This window comes from Bacillus sp. COPE52 (assembly GCF_003355115.1).
Taxonomy (GTDB): Bacteria; Bacillota; Bacilli; order Bacillales; family Bacillaceae_G; genus Bacillus_A; species Bacillus_A toyonensis.
The window spans coordinates 1749088-1764603 of the sequence record NZ_CP031292.1; the positions used below are offsets into that span (position 1 = coordinate 1749088).

General features: G+C 35.4%; 14 protein-coding genes and 1 other annotated feature. Of the genes, 11 read left to right on the top strand and 3 right to left on the bottom strand.

Annotated elements, in window-relative coordinates:
- Positions 1-22 precede the first annotated feature (22 nt).
- Positions 23-1006: a ketoacyl-ACP synthase III gene (locus tag DPQ31_RS08910; protein WP_087969972.1), complete on the bottom strand. Its 984-nt coding sequence runs from the start codon at positions 1004-1006 to the stop codon at positions 23-25.
- A 182-nt stretch (positions 1007-1188) separates the two neighbouring features.
- Between DPQ31_RS08910 and DPQ31_RS08915 the strand changes: the two genes are divergently transcribed.
- From DPQ31_RS08915 to DPQ31_RS08940, 6 genes are all read left to right on the top strand, one after another.
- On the top strand, positions 1189-1743 hold the full coding sequence (locus tag DPQ31_RS08915) for a hypothetical protein (protein WP_000821918.1): 555 nt from the start codon (positions 1189-1191) through the stop codon (positions 1741-1743).
- Between the two features lie 483 nt (positions 1744-2226).
- A complete protein-coding gene (gene hflX / locus DPQ31_RS08920) occupies positions 2227-3486 on the top strand; it encodes a GTPase HflX (RefSeq protein ID WP_000391892.1) in 1260 nt (419 codons plus the stop codon).
- Positions 3487-3697: 211 nt separating this feature from the next.
- Positions 3698-4909: an MFS transporter gene (locus DPQ31_RS08925; RefSeq protein ID WP_001149432.1), complete on the top strand. Its 1212-nt coding sequence runs from the start codon at positions 3698-3700 to the stop codon at positions 4907-4909.
- 10 nt (positions 4910-4919) lie between these two features.
- Positions 4920-5837, top strand: a complete 918-nt coding sequence (cysK, locus tag DPQ31_RS08930; RefSeq protein WP_000762271.1) for a cysteine synthase A — start codon at positions 4920-4922, stop codon at positions 5835-5837.
- A 77-nt stretch (positions 5838-5914) separates the two neighbouring features.
- Positions 5915-6427 (top strand): GNAT family N-acetyltransferase, encoded by a 513-nt coding sequence (locus tag DPQ31_RS08935; protein ID WP_208731797.1) that lies wholly within the window; start codon positions 5915-5917, stop codon positions 6425-6427.
- 93 nt (positions 6428-6520) lie between these two features.
- On the top strand, positions 6521-7345 hold the full coding sequence (locus DPQ31_RS08940; RefSeq protein ID WP_097958996.1) for a DUF4037 domain-containing protein: 825 nt from the start codon (positions 6521-6523) through the stop codon (positions 7343-7345).
- Positions 7346-7384: 39 nt separating this feature from the next.
- Here the strand turns inward: DPQ31_RS08940 and DPQ31_RS08945 are convergent, their stop codons facing one another.
- On the bottom strand, positions 7385-9019 hold the full coding sequence (locus DPQ31_RS08945; protein ID WP_097958997.1) for a putative polysaccharide biosynthesis protein: 1635 nt from the start codon (positions 9017-9019) through the stop codon (positions 7385-7387).
- A 366-nt stretch (positions 9020-9385) separates the two neighbouring features.
- Positions 9386-9608: a binding site (T-box leader), on the top strand.
- A gap of 298 nt (positions 9609-9906) precedes the next feature.
- On the opposite strand from DPQ31_RS08945, the gene DPQ31_RS08950 reads away from it, so the two are divergent.
- Positions 9907-11244 carry a sodium-dependent transporter gene (locus DPQ31_RS08950; protein WP_001088192.1) on the top strand — a complete coding sequence of 446 codons (1338 nt, stop codon included), beginning with the start codon at positions 9907-9909 and terminating at the stop codon, positions 11242-11244.
- A 143-nt stretch (positions 11245-11387) separates the two neighbouring features.
- Here DPQ31_RS08950 and DPQ31_RS08955 read toward each other — a convergent pair whose 3' ends face one another.
- Positions 11388-12092 (bottom strand): polysaccharide deacetylase family protein, encoded by a 705-nt coding sequence (locus DPQ31_RS08955; protein WP_208731798.1) that lies wholly within the window; start codon positions 12090-12092, stop codon positions 11388-11390.
- A gap of 323 nt (positions 12093-12415) precedes the next feature.
- Here DPQ31_RS08955 and DPQ31_RS08960 point away from each other — a divergent pair, with 323 nt between their 5' ends.
- The 4 genes from DPQ31_RS08960 to DPQ31_RS08975 all read left to right on the top strand — a co-directional run bounded on the left by DPQ31_RS08960 (position 12416) and on the right by DPQ31_RS08975 (position 15331).
- Positions 12416-12679, top strand: a complete 264-nt coding sequence (locus DPQ31_RS08960; protein WP_000878303.1) for a CD3324 family protein — start codon at positions 12416-12418, stop codon at positions 12677-12679.
- Between the two features lie 152 nt (positions 12680-12831).
- Positions 12832-13518, top strand: coding sequence for a DUF421 domain-containing protein (locus DPQ31_RS08965; protein WP_001015969.1), 687 nt, complete (start codon positions 12832-12834; stop codon positions 13516-13518).
- Between the two features lie 110 nt (positions 13519-13628).
- The gene (locus DPQ31_RS08970; protein ID WP_000387067.1) at positions 13629-14270 is read left to right on the top strand and encodes a FusB/FusC family EF-G-binding protein; all 642 of its coding nucleotides are present in this window, start codon (positions 13629-13631) and stop codon (positions 14268-14270) included.
- Between the two features lie 164 nt (positions 14271-14434).
- Positions 14435-15331, top strand: coding sequence for an RCC1 domain-containing protein (locus tag DPQ31_RS08975; protein ID WP_097959000.1), 897 nt, complete (start codon positions 14435-14437; stop codon positions 15329-15331).
- Positions 15332-15516 lie beyond the last annotated feature (185 nt).

Consider the following 15516-nt stretch of genomic DNA (forward strand, 5'->3'; position numbering starts at 1 on the left):
ATTAGAACCTCTTTTTCAATACTTAACTTAAATCCCACTCCACAATAAGCCCTAAATGCGTAAGTCCACCGCCAAATCCGTATAGCAAAAGTGTATCTCCGTTATTTAATCTTCCTTTTTTTCTAGCTAAATCTAAAGCGAGTGGAATAGAGACGGAAGATGTATTCCCCATATCTTCCACACTCGTTAATGTTTTTTGAATAGATATTTTTGATTTTTCGCAAATAGATTCAATCATTCTTAAGTTAGCACTATGTGGTATGAACCAGTCTATATCATCTATTTGCAAATTTGCAGTATGTAATAGTTCTTTTATGCCGTATGGTACTGTTCGTACAGCCCATTTATATACTTCTCTTCCGTTTTGAACGATTTTTTCATTTGTTTGTAGTGGTGTGCCATTCATAGTAGTAGATAAGTTTGTTCTGTATAGATGAATACCACCGTTACCGTTTGTTCCCATGTGAGCAGCAATAAAGCTTGGTTTGTTTTCATCTCTTTCTAATAAAATAGCTCCAGCGCCATCACCGAACAAAATACAGGTCGTTCTATCGGTGTAATCAGTAACTTTAGATAATGTCTCTGTCGCTATGACGAGTACTTTTTGATGTGATCCAGAAGTGATTAAGCTATTACCGACATGCAGTCCGTATGTGAAACCAGCGCAAGTCGCATTTAAATCAAAAGCTAGTGTATGAGGTATGTTGAAGTATTGTTGTATTTGGCAAGCGACACTAGGAAAAACATAGTCAGCAGTAGTTGTAGCAACGATGATACAGTCAATATCTTCTAAGTTTTTCTTATATGTTGTACACAAATTTTCGACTGCTTTAATGGCTAAGTGTGAGGAGTATTCGTCTTCGTTAGCAATTCTTCTTTCTTTCATGCCTGTTCTTTGCACAATCCATTCATCATTCGTATGGACCATTTTTTCTAAATCGTTATTAGACAATATTTGATTTGGAACATAAGTACCAATTGCGGTAATACGAGATTTAGAATTCATAGGGACATCTCCTAACTTATTTTTTATAACCTTATACTAATACCAGGTTATAAAAAATGTCAATAAAGACTTTTATTGTATGGAAACGATACTGTTTAATTTACTCTGGAGGAATTTGACGAGTAGCGTAAAAATAATATACGAGAAGCTTTTGAAATTGATAATGAAGGGAGTGGGGCTCCTTGAAAAGAATTTTGCGCATGTTGCCTGTTGTCATTATTTGTAGCTTTATTCTTATTATTTTTCCAGAGAAATCTCATGCTTGTGATTGTATTAATGTAACAGCAGAAGATGCATTTCAAAAAAATGATGTAGTGTTTGAGGGGAAAGTAATTGAGATTGGAAGGAAAGAAGGGATTGGGATTGAAGTATTATTTGAAGTGAAGAAAATATGGAAAGGGACAACTTCTTCGCAAATTATCGTATATACAAATGGTGGTGATTGTGTGTTTCACTTTGTAGAGGGAGGAGAGTACTTAGTGTTTTCTTCTCAAAGGGGATCAGAAAAACAATTACACACACATAGTTGTAGTGGAACGAAGAGATTGGATGAGGCAGGGGTGGACAAAGCGGCTTTAAGTCATATTGCAAAAGAGTCTGTTCCGACGAAGAAAGTGAATTTAAAAGGTGGAATGGTGAGTGGTTTCAGTTGGTGGCAAGTTGCTATCATATCCATAGGTCTGCTATTGATCATTGCTGTTGTTAGTTTTTTTGTGAGAAGAACACGCAAAAAATGACGATTAAAGTAAAAATATAAAGAGTTTCTTTCTGTTTCTATAGGGGGGTTAACCTTGTGAAAGCGAATTACTTATGCTACACTTTATATAACTTAAAATGAACGGAGGGGCTTCCTTTGATCTTAATCAGATTACGTCTCAATACTTTGTGCCAATAATTGAATAGCGCTCAAAGGCTCTGTCTGTGTACAGAGTGAACGGGATTGGTCTGCCTATTTTAAAGGAACCCTTTATTAAGCTTATATGTGAAAAAGAGGGAGGGACGAATACGCCCTCTTTTTGTTTTGCCTTTAAAATTAGATTGGGATCGTATAGGTGAACACTTGTTGTGGATTCGTATATGATCTTGAGACTTATTGACTATGAGATAGGATGGAAGTATAACTTTCTTCTATTTCTTTGGTGAACCCTTATCCGTTTACGAAAACACAGGCAGCGACCTGTGTTTTTTATTTTACGTAATCGAAATGGAGGAATAAATATATGGAAGAATTATTACAAAGAGCAGTTTTAGTTGGAGTGAATTTAGGAAATGAAGATGATTTTGTATATTCTATGGAAGAGTTAACGAATCTTGCAGAAGCTTGTGATGTAGAGGTAATCGGGCAAGTGACGCAAAATTTACAACGAGTAAACCCATCACATTATATTGGAAAAGGAAAGATTGAAGAAGTAGCAGCCTATGTAAATGAAGTAGATGCGAATATGGTAATCTTTAATGACGAATTATCTCCTTCACAAATTCGAAATTTAGAGGAAGATTTAGACTGTAAAGTTATTGATCGTACCATTTTAATTTTAGATATTTTTGCGCAACGTGCGAAAACGAAAGAAGCGCAGCTGCAAGTAGAAGTAGCGCATCTTCAGTATATGATGCCTCGTTTAATCGGTCTTCGTGAATCATTAGGAAGACAGAGCGGAGGTGTTGGTACGAAAAATAAAGGTGTCGGTGAGAAAAAATTAGAGTTAGACCGTCGTAAAATTGAAGAGCAAATTTCAGTTTTAAATAAAGACTTAGAAGCGCTTGTTGCTCAGCGTCAAACGCAGCGAAAGCAACGTAAGAAAAATGAAGTACCAGTTGTAGCATTAGTAGGCTATACAAACGCAGGAAAATCAACGACGATGAATGCAATGCTGGAAATTTATAATGGTACGGAAGAAAAACAAGTATTTGAAAAAGATATGTTATTCGCGACATTAGAAACATCTGTACGAAATATTGATTTACCAGATAATAAATCATTTTTATTAACGGATACGGTTGGATTTGTAAGTAAATTACCACATCATCTTGTGAAAGCGTTCCGTTCAACGTTAGAAGAAGTAGCAGAAGCAGACTTACTTATTCACGTTGTAGATTACGCAAATCCAAATTATGAACAATTAATTGATATTACAAATGAAACGTTAAAGAAAATTGGAGTAGAAAATATTCCAACGATATATGCATATAACAAATCAGATATGATAGATGTTGAAATTCCAAAAGTACAAGAAGACCGCGTGTATTTATCTGCGAAGAAGCATGTTGGAATTGAAGAGCTTGTAGAAATGATTCGCTCGTATATTTATAAAGAGTATACGAAGTGTGAAATGTTAATTCCGTATGATCAAGGACAGGTAGTTTCTTATTTCAACAATCATGCGCACGTTTTATCTACGAGTTATGAAAACGAAGGTACAAAAATTGAACTAGAATGTAAGACGAGTGATTACGAAAAGTATAAGCGTTTTGCGATTTAATTTGAGAGGCAACCCAGTATGTGATTGGGTTGCCTTTTTCTGTAATGTTTTGCTGCTGAAAGTTACAAGGATGCAAGCCAATGACGGAAGTTAAGTTATATTTCTGGAAAAAGAAATGAAAGCAGTATAGAATAGAAATGTTTCAAAAGTCAGAATTTATTACACCTACTTTAATAAATAAATATTTTGTACAGAAAGGGGAGATTCACATATGCAGGCAGTTTCGCAAAAAAACACAGTAGAAACACCGACAATATATCGAATATTATTTGCGATAAGCTTTGGACATTTTTTAAATGATTCAATGCAAGCAGTTGTGCCGGCGTTGTTTCCTATTTTGGAAAAAACGATGAATTTATCCTATATGCAAGTAGGGTGGATTGCATTTGCGTTAAATATGACGTCATCGATTATGCAACCGGTGTTTGGTATGTATTCAGATAAGAAGCCGTCACCATTTTTATTACCACTCGGCATGTTTTCAAGTATGCTTGGGATGATTGGACTCGCATTTGCGCCGAACTTTATAGTTGTTATTATTTCTGTTTTATTTATTGGCTTAGGTTCTGCAGTCTTTCATCCAGAAGGCGCTCGTGTTGCGTATATGGCGGCAGGTGCAAAACGAGGGTTAGCGCAAGCGATTTATCAAGTTGGGGGAAACACGGGGAATTCCTTAGCTCCCATTTTTACAGCGCTAATTTTCGTTCCGCTTGGTCAAATTGGTTCTTTAGGTTTTACAGCATTTGCAGCAGTAGGAATTATATTATTAATTTTCGTATCGAATTGGTACAAAAATGAATTAGCAACCGGCGCTGTAAGAAGGAAGAAGAGAGCTGCGCTTGAGGCGGAAAATGCAATTGTAAGTACACACATTAAATTCGTTATTATACTTCTTGTTTTTCTTACTTTTGTGCGCTCTTGGTACGGTGCCGGTATCGGGAATTTCTATCAATTTTACTTAATTGAGCATTACGGTTTATCTATAAAAAATGCGCAGTATTTCGTATTCGCATTTATGATTGCTGGTGTGTTAGGAACTTTCTTCGGAGGACCGTTAGCAGATCGATTTGGTAAGAAAAACATCATCGTATTTTCAATGTTAGGTTCAGCGCCACTTGCACTGTTATTACCACATGTCTCACTTGTGTGGGTCGTACCTTTATTTTTATGTATCGGTTTTATTAGTTCAAGTAGTTTTAGTGTAATTGTTGTATACGCGCAAGAGCTTGTACCTGGAAAAGTGGGAATGGTGTCAGGATTAATCGTAGGTCTTGCGTTTGGACTTGGGGCATTAGGTGCTGTAGTTCTTGGGAAATTAGCTGATATATATAGCCTTCAGTTCATTATGATATTATGTAGTTGTTTACCGTTAATTGGACTTACTTCATGGTTATTACCAAGTGATAAGAAAACGATAGAATAGGGGATGCACTATGAAATTATGTGAAAACGTAACAGAATTAATAGGAGATACACCTGTCGTCCGATTATCTAAATTTATTCCGGAAGACGCAGCGGATGTGTATGTGAAACTAGAAATGTTTAACCCATCACGTAGTGTGAAAGACCGTGCTGCTTATAATTTACTTCATGTTGCAGAAGAAAATGGTCTCATTAAACCAGGGGATACAATTATTGAACCGACAAGTGGGAATACAGGAATTGGTTTAGCGATGAACGCAGCTGCTAAAGGGTATAAAGCGATTTTAATTATGCCAGACAATATGTCAAAAGAGCGTATTAATTTATTGAAAGCATACGGGGCAGAAGTAGTTTTAACACCAGCAGAACAAAGAATGCCAGGAGCGATTGCAAAGGCGTTAGAACTGCAAAAACAAATACCGAATAGTTTTATCCCGCAACAATTTGAAAATCCAGCTAATCCGAATATTCACCGTTATACGACTGCACTTGAAATTTACGAACAAATGGATGGAGAGCTTGATGCTTTTGTTGCAACGGCAGGAACAGGCGGAACGATTACAGGGACTGGTGAAACGTTAAAAGAGAAATTACCAAACTTATATATTGCAGTAGTGGAACCGAAAGGATCTCCCGTTTTATCAGGTGGTGTACCAGGTCCTCATAAACTAGTAGGAACAAGCCCAGGATTTATTCCGAAAAACTTAAATACAGAAGTGTATAACGAAATTATTCAAATTGCAGACGAAGAGGCTTTAACGACAATGAGAAACTTAGCTAGACAAGAAGGCTTATTAGTAGGGCCGTCTTCAGGAGCTTCTGTGTACGCAGCAATTATGATAGCGAAGCGCCTAGGCGCTGGTAAAAAAGTTTTATGTATTGCACCTGATACTGGTGAACGTTATTTGAGTATGGGGTTATTTGAATAAAAATGATAGAAACCCCTTAATGGTGAAATAGAGCTATTAAGGGGTTTGTTTTAGGGGGTTAAGAGGGGGAAAGCACGATGAAACTATTAAAACCAACGCATGAATATAGTGAACAAATTATAGAGTATCGGGAGGCTTTTTTACATGCAGGAGAACAACCACACGGTAGTAGCTCTTTACAAAATTTTGATTCCCTAGCTGAATGGTTTGAAAAAGTGAGTATACAAGAAGTAGGAGAAAACTTACAAGCGAATCGAGTGCCATCTAGTCAGTTTTTAAGTTTTGAAAAAGGGGAACTTATAGGTTTTGTGAATATTAGACATAGATTAAATCCAGAATTATTAAGGGAAAGCGGCCATATTGGATATAGTGTCCATCCGAATAAACGTCGCCACGGTTACGCTACGAAACAACTAAAGCTTGCATTAGCTGAAGCGCAAAAATTAGGATTGCAGAAAGTATTAATAACTTGTGATAAATCCAATATCGGTTCTGCTAAAACGATTCAAAAGGTTGGCGGTGTGTTAGAAAATGAGGTAGTTTCTTCTCATACTGGTGAAATTGTTCAGCATTATTGGGTAGAAATTTGATTAAGTGTGAATTTGAAAAGGTAATATAATATGCAATATCGAAATAGATAAATGAAGAGTAAGGGGAGTACTGCAGTTTTAGGGGGGAATGAAATGGGATTAAGAGAGAAAGCGATAGAAATGTCGGAGATTTATAGAAAAAACCCGAAAATCGAAGCTATTATTTTAGCAGGTTCAGTAGCTAGAAAATTAGAGGATGAACATTCAGATATTGAATTACATATTTTATGGTCGGAACCACCAGAGGATGAGGATCGTAAAGAACCTATTAATCATATTGGTGGAAAAATTTTATCATATTATCCTTACGAGGAAGAAGAATGGTCGGAGACGTATTTGACGAAAGAAGGAATTAAACTAGAGATTAGTAATTTTTTAACAGTGACCGTAGAAAAAATTATTTCAGAAGTTGTAGAGCAGTATGATATCAATTATGAGAAACAATGTATTGTATCATCCATTCATGATGGTGTGAGTTTGTATGGAGAAGTGAAAGTACATACTCTAAAAGATAGAGTTGAAGCGTATCCAGAAGAATTGGCGCAAAAAATGATTGTAGAAAACCTTTGTTTAAGCAATCGTTGGCATAATCGAGAGGCTCTTTTAAAACGAAAAGATTGGCTTATGCTATATGATGTTATTTGTGAAGTTCAAAGAAATATATTTGGAGTCTTATTTGGTCTGAACCGCATGTACGTGCATCATCCTGCATTTAAATGGATGCCATATAATGTGGAACGAATGGGGATTAAGCCTGAAAATTTATATGAGCGTATGGCGAATATTTTAATAGGACATCCAGAGAATAGTGTGAAAGAGTTAGAATTGTTAATGGGAGAGGTATTACATTTAGTAAAACAATATACTCCAGAATTAAATATTGCGGAGCAACAAAAACGCATTCAATATGCAAAGTAAAAACAAAAGATGTAACAACGAGTTACATCTTTTGTTTTTTTATTTTACTAATTTTCTTAGTACAGGTAAACGTTGAATACGATTACCAAGAATATGTGAAGCGAGTCCACTCGTTAATACGAATAAAAGGTAAACAAGCCCTCCTGCCGCACCACATATAAATACAATGAGCAGTGATTCGATATAAGATTGGCCAGGAATAATCCAGCTTATAATTGCTTTTAATGCAATTACAACAGCAGACATTGCTGCGGAGTATATCGTAATAAGAAATACTGTTTTCACCGTTTCACCAATTTTAAATTTCGCAAACTTAATGATGCAATACAACATAATAATATTCGAAACGAGGTATCCGAGAATTGTTCCAAGTACAGCACCGTGTCCACCGAATAAGTGTAAAAGTGGTATGTTTACTACAATCTTCACAAGAATACCGATTGAGAATGCAATCATTGTTTTTCTTTGATAATCAATGCCTTGTAATATAGCTGCAGAAACTGTGAAAATCGCACCTAATATAGCAGAAGGTGCAAATGAAATTAAATATTGTGATCCATCAAGTGCAATTTTAGGATCTACATAAATCATTCGGAATGCATCGTAAGCGATGCTAGCAAGACCAAATGCAGCTGGGATAGTGAAGAATAACAATACTTGGAATATCTTCGAAATTTGTTCTTGTAATTCTTCTAGTTTTCCGCTTGTAAATGATTTCGTTATAGCCGGAATAATTGTTAATGAGAATCCAGTTGCAAGTGAAGCCGGAATCATAATTAACTTTTGTGCATAGTTCGTTATATAAGCGAAAACTGCATTCGCGGTTTCTAAAGGCTCTCCCATCGCTCTAAGGACATCAGCTACGGTATATTGATCTACTAACGTATAGAGTGGAATTGCAATACCCACAAATACAATTGGGATTGCATATCGAAGTAATTCCATATAAATATTTCGTAATGGAATATCGGATGCCCTTGACTTTAATTCACCTTCAGGAGGCTTTAATCCGTTATACTTTTTCCAGTACAGCATTAAAATAGAGGCGCTGGCAAGTGCCCCGATAACAGCACCGAATGTAGCAACAGCAACAGAAGAGGCTACGGAACCTCCAAATATTTTGGAAACGATGAAGCTACCAACTAAAATGAAAACAACGCGTGCGATTTGTTCTACGACTTGAGAAACAGCACTTGGTTTCATATGTTGAAAACCTTGGAAATAGCCGCGTGTAACACTCATAGCCGGTACGATAATAAGTGCGAAACTTAATGCCCGCATTGTAAGTGTTACGTCAGCGATAAATTGTGGATTTGGCGTTTTAGAGCGAATAATAAATTGTGATATGTAAGGCGCTCCAATAAATAAAATTAAAAATCCTAAAAAGCCCATAAATAGCATTAATTTTATGCTCGAGCTATACAATTTTTTACTTGTACTATAATCACCGAGTGCATTATGTTTTGCAACAAATTTGGAGACGGCAATAGGAATACCGGCAGTTGAAAAGCTTAATAAAATACCATACCAAGTATATGCATATCCGTATAAAGCGACCCCTTGTGTTCCAACTAATAATTGAAAAGGGAAGAAATATATAAAACCTAAAATACGTGAAATCATTGTTGCGCCGCTTAGTAAAGCAGTACCTTTTAAAACTTTTGAAGTAGACAAAATTTGTTCCTCCTACTCATGTTGCCTTGCATGTATCTCGCTATTTGAGGGCAGTAAGACTCCTACCTCAAAATGAGGCTGGAGAAAGAAGTTAAGTGGGAGCCCTGCTACTACGAGTAAACGCAAAATTGGTGAAACTTTAATCAGTGGGGCATCCTCCGCTGATTAAAGTTTCACTTTACCGTATACTACTATAAACCTGTTAGAGAAGTTAATACAGTATAAACCATATAAGTTCAAATACTATTCATACAAAAGTCATATTTCAAATTTTTAAATAGAATATAAGACATAAAAACTTAAAATATAAGTTGACACTATTTTTAATGTGTGATAAAAATGATAGTAATCAATTCGGAAAATAATATTTGGGCAATGAAAGGGTATAGTAATGAAAATCTCCCTATTTCAGAGAGCTGATGGTTGGTGTGAATCAGTATATAGATTATTCATGAAGTTCGTCCTGGAGCATCTTTCATAAATCTCACATTATGAGGAAATGGAAGACGGTAGTTTATACCGTTATCAAATAAAGTGGTGAAGATTTTTTCACAACTAGGGTGGTACCGCGATATTTATCGTCCCTACGTATTTACGTAGGGACGTTTTTTATTTAGGTCCTAACTTTGCTGTGGCTTCATAACTAGGGTGGTACCGCGATATTTTATCGTCCCTACGTATTTACGTAGGGACGTTTTTATTTAGGTCTTACTTTTGTTGTATCTTCATAACTAGGGTGGTACCGCGATATTTTTGTCGTCCCTACGTATTTACGTAGGGACGTTTTTTTATTAGGGAGGAAGTGAACGTATTAGAAAAAAGTTTTGATAGAACAATATAAATACCAAATTATAAAACAGAAAAAGATAAAGAGAGGAGATTAACAGATGAATTCACAGCAATGGACATCGAAATTAGGTTTCGTATTAGCTGCAGCAGGTTCAGCAATTGGTCTTGGGGCGATTTGGAAATTCCCATATATGGCCGGCATCGGAGGAGGCGGCGCATTCTTCCTTATTTTCATCGGTTTCACATTATTAATTGGTTTACCGCTATTATTAGCCGAATTCGTTATTGGGAGAAGTACACAAAAAGAGGCCGTTGATGCGTATAGAGAAATCGCACCGAAAACGTTATGGCCGTGGTTAGGTAAATTAGGAATTGTAACATGTTTCATATTACTTTCTTTCTACAGTGTTGTAGGAGGATGGATTTTATTATATTTATGGAATGCAATTACAGGTAGACTGTGGGAAGGAAATGGGGCGTACGAAGCTACGTTCGGTGAAATCATTTCCAATCCGTATTTAGCAGTCGGATCACAACTATTATTCATCCTTATTACTATTTTCATCGTAAGTAAAGGTGTACAAAATGGTGTTGAAAAAGTAAATAAATATTTCATGCCAGCACTATTCGTTTTATTCTTTGTCTTAATTGTTCGTGCACTTACATTAGACGGTGCTGGTGAAGGAGTTCGCTTCTTCTTACAACCTGATTTCTCAAACGTAACGTCAGAAATTATTTTATATGCGATGGGGCAATCGTTCTTCTCATTATCTGTCGGTGTAGCCGTTATGGTAACGTATAGCTCATACTTACCGAAAGAAGAAAGTTTACCGCGTTCAGCATTTTCTATTGTAGCTTTAACGCTCGTTATTACATTACTTGCAGGACTTGCGATATTCCCGGTTGTATTCGCATTTGGAATGGAACCATCTCAAGGACCAGGATTATTGTTTATCGTATTGCCAGCTATTTTCAGTAAAATGGCGTTCGGAAAATTATTCTTCATCGTTTTCTTATTACTATTCTTCTTTGCTACTATTACATCAGCAATTTCGATGTTAGAAATTAGCGTTGCATCTTTAACTGCAAAAGGTAAAGGGAAACGTGAAAAAATGGCTTTAATCGTTGGATTATTAATCTTCGTTGTTGGAGTACCATCAGCATTATCATTTGGTATATTAAGTGATCTGAAGATTTTTGGAAAGACTATTTTTGATTTATCGGACTATGCAGTTAGTAACGTATTAATGCCGCTTGGTGTTCTATTAGTTTCTATCTTTGTTCCTTTAAAAATGAAGAAAGATGTATTAATGAAAGAGCTTGGTGTAAGTAAAAATAAAGGCTATAAACTATTCGTATTATGGTTATTCTTACTTCGCTATATCGCACCAATTGCGATTATTATCGTATTCCTAAATGTACTTGGAATTATTTAACAAAAAGGTAGCGTATCGTTATATGATACGCTACCTTTTTTATCCTTTTATTTGCCGGGCAGTAAGACCCCCACCTCAAAACTCAGCGAAAGCGAAGAAGTTAAGTGGGGGATGGGCACCCCCCCACTGATTAAAGTTTCACCTTATTTTGCTCTTTTTTGCAGTTCATTTACTGTGACGAATTGATATCCCTCTTTAGATAAAGAGTCTAAAATACCTTCAATGGTCTGTAAATTTTCATTAGATTTATCATACATAGGGTGTAATAAAATGATAGAACCTGGTTTTACATTTTTATTAACGTAGTCAATTTTATCAGCTGTAGATTTATAAAAAGTATCAGGCTCAAGATCCCACGTAATCGTTTCAATATTATTTTTATTTAAATAATAGGGTAGCCCAATTAATTTTTTTCCGTTAGGGGGTCTAAAATCAATTTCGTCTGTAAATCCTGTTTGGCGGATGAACGAATTCGTCTTTTCAATTTCTTCTTTAATAAAAGAAGGTGTTTTAAAAACCATTCTATTATGAGAATACGTATGGTTTCCAAGTTGATGACCTGATTGAACAATTGCTTTTCCTAATGGTAAATTGTGTTCTAATTCGTTTCCGATAACAAAGAAAGTAGCTTTTGCATTGTATTTATCCAGTAACGGTAATATTTGTTTTACATTGTTAGTAGGACCATCATCAAAAGTTAAAGCGATCACTTTTTCATTAGTTTCTATGTGATTTATTAGATTTCCAAATAATTGAAAGTTTCTTGCGTTCATTAATTTGTACGTTCCGAATAATGCTATGATAATAAAGAATAGCGTAACGATTGTAATGATAATTTTTTTCTTCATAATGTAACCTCACAATGATTTTTGATTCAATAAAAAGTATTATATCAAAATTAATTATTTATTGCTGAAAAAGCATGAAGATGCAAGGAGAGGAAATTTATCATATAATAAAATGCAAAAGGTATATTAGGAGGTGTTTATATGGCGATTATAATTCAATTGCCAGACACTGCAGCGTCTCATGCAAAGCCAAGTATGGAAATGGCGATACTTTGCGTGAGGTAGACAAGTAATATACAATCGCCTAAATGAGCTCGTATCATTTTTTATATTTGGCTTTGCACCTTATTGAAATGAATCATAAAAATAAGGGGCGAGCAGAGATGAAATACGTAAAAGCTGCGGCAGTTTTACCAGAAAGTTTAATTGCTGAAATTCAAAAGTATATACAAGGTGAAACAATTTACATTCCAAAACAAGAAACGAAACATTATAAATGGGGTACACGATCTGGAGGAAGAAAACAATTAGATGAAAGAAATAACGCGATTAAAGCAGCATTTAAAAGCGGAATTGCTATTCATCAACTTGCAGAAGAATATTTTCTTTCCGGAGAAACGATTAAAAAGATTGTGTATTCTAAGTGAAAAAAAGGAAAGAGTCTGGTTCAAATATTATTTTGAATCAGACTCTTTTTGTATTTATTGGATGTGAATGGACATGATAATAGCGATAATGTGCCGTTTTTTACTAAATTGGATACATAGCATTTGAGTGAAAAGCAGAAAGGTGAACATATATGAATCATCTTGGACAAATAACGATAGAACTTTTTGTTGGTTTTTTTGTTTTATTAATTGCTACTAAAATATTAGGTAAAACACAAATATCGCAGCTAACACCTTTTGATTTTATTTCTGCCATTGTTCTCGGAGAATTGGTTGGAAATACTATATATGATCCGGAAATAAAAGTATGGTCTATTTTATATGCTGTACTTGTATGGGTAGTGTTAATTTATACAATAGAAGTAATAACACAAAAATTTAGAGGAACGAGAAGTTTTTTTGAAGGCTCTCCGTCAATCATTATCCGTAATGGATATATTGACCGGGAACAACTAAGTTCAAATCATTTGGATATTAACCAATTACAGCAAATGCTTAGGCAACAAAAAGATATATTTTCAATTCGAGAAGTTGAGTATATGATATTGGAACCTAACGGAAACATAAGTGTATTGAAAAAAAGTAAATATGAATCTCCTACTATAAATGACTTAAGTTTAAAACATAAGCCTGTATACTTACCGATTTCATTAATTAGTGATGGGAAAGTAGTGAAGGATAATTTGAGGGAAGCAGGTTTTGATGAAGGATGGCTTTATAAACAAATAAAGCAAAAAGGAATTACTAAATTTGAAGACGTATTATATGCAGAATGGAAAACAGACGATGGTTTCTTTTGTCAGGAAATGCAGCGGTAGAGAATAGGCGATGTATGTAATGTTTGTTTCTAAGTTATCTTTTACATATCAAAAAACTGAATCATTGTATACAATAAAACTAGATCAACAATTTGTATGGAGTGATAAAGATGGAAGCGTTTATTAGAAGTGATCAATATAATTTTATAAAATCACAAGCTTATATTTTAGCAAACGGGCATGCAACGGCAAATGATAGAGGAGTAATTCAAGCGTTAAAATCACTTGCAATTGAAAAGATAATACATGTATTTGAGAATTTAACGGATGAACAGAAAGAGTTAATCGATACGGTATTAACAGTTCAAAATAGAGAAGATGCAGAATCGTTTTTAATGAAAATAAATCCGTATGTCATTCCGTTTCAGGAAGTTACAGCGCAAACATTAAAAAAATTATTTCCTAAGGCGAAAAAGTTAAAACTTCCTGATATGGAAGAACTGGATATGAAAGAATTATCTTATTTAAGCTGGATTGATAAAGGATCCAGTAGGAAATTTATTATAGCGAAAAATGATAAGAATAAGTTTGTTGGTCTGCAAGGAACTTTTCAAAGTTTAAATAAAAAAAGCATTTGTTCATTATGTCATGGGCATGAAGAAGTAGGAATGTTTTTAGTGGAAATTAAAGGTGATGTACCAGGAACTTTCGTTAAAAAGGGAAACTATATTTGCAAAGATGGTGTAGCTTGTAATCAGAATATGAAATCACTTGATAAATTGAACGATTTTATTGAACGATTGAAGAAATAAAGAAGGAACCTCTAGTATTTAAACTGGAGGTTTTTATTTTTTGAAGAAGTAATAATAGGCTTCTTTTGTAGCTGTAAATTTATAAAAAAAGTTGGGGCATTTATAATGAAATTAGATAAAAATATCTATTTGGATACAGTTGCTTATATTCAAGGAGGAAAAACATGAATTACATTTCACCGAAAGAAGAAATGTTAAAAGCGAAACGGTGGCCTAAAGATACGATAGCGGCAGGTCGTGGTCATACCGTTGCTCTTAAATTGGATGGCACGGTAGTAGCAGTGGGGCGAAATAAAGAAGGAGAATGCAATGTAAGCAGCTGGTGTGATATTGAAGCAGTCGCAGCGGGTAATGTTCATATGGCGACGAACACGGGTAATGCACATACAATCGGTCTTGCATGTGACAGTACTGTGGTAGCTGTGGGTTGGAATAAGCATGAACAATGTGATGTACACGATTGGTATAATGTTGTAGCGGTTGCGGCAGGGTGGCGTCGTACCTTTGGCCTAAAACCGGATGGCACAGTAATAGTGGTGGGACGAAATAAAGAAGGAGAATGCAATGTAAGTAGCTGGCGTGATATTGTGGCGGTCACGGCGGGTGACTGGCATACAATCGGTCTTAAATTGGACGGCACAGTGACCACTGTGGGGAATAATCGATATGGCCAATGCGATGTAAGTGGATGGTGTGGTATGGTGGAGTTGGCGGCAGGTTATCTTCATACTGTTGGTTTGAAATCGGATGGAAAAGTGATGGCAGTGGGTAATAATAAACTTGGTCAATGCGATGTAGGCGGCTGGAAAGATATTATGGCAATAGCAGCTGGTACGAATCATACAATCGGACTTAAATCAGACGGTACCGTGGTGGCAGTCGGCTGGAATGAGTATGGTCAATGTAATGTAAGCGATTGGCGTGATATTGTAGCGATAGCGGCGGGTTGTGCGCATACGGTCGGTCTGAAATTAGATGGCACGGTGGTAGCAGTAGGTGATAATACATATGGTCAATGCGACGTAAGTAGCTGGTGTAACATCCGATTGCCTGGCAAATAGTTAATTCGCAACAAATCACTAGTAATATTATTCTATTTTAGGAGTAATTATGGAATGGGATATGTAAAAAAATAATCAAAATTAAATTTGCTGAAAAAGAATCCTTTTAAAAAGGGGTTCTTTTTATTTTTCCGTAAAATGAGGGTCTAAATGGAATTTTTGAACAAACTTTATTTCAAAGCTAC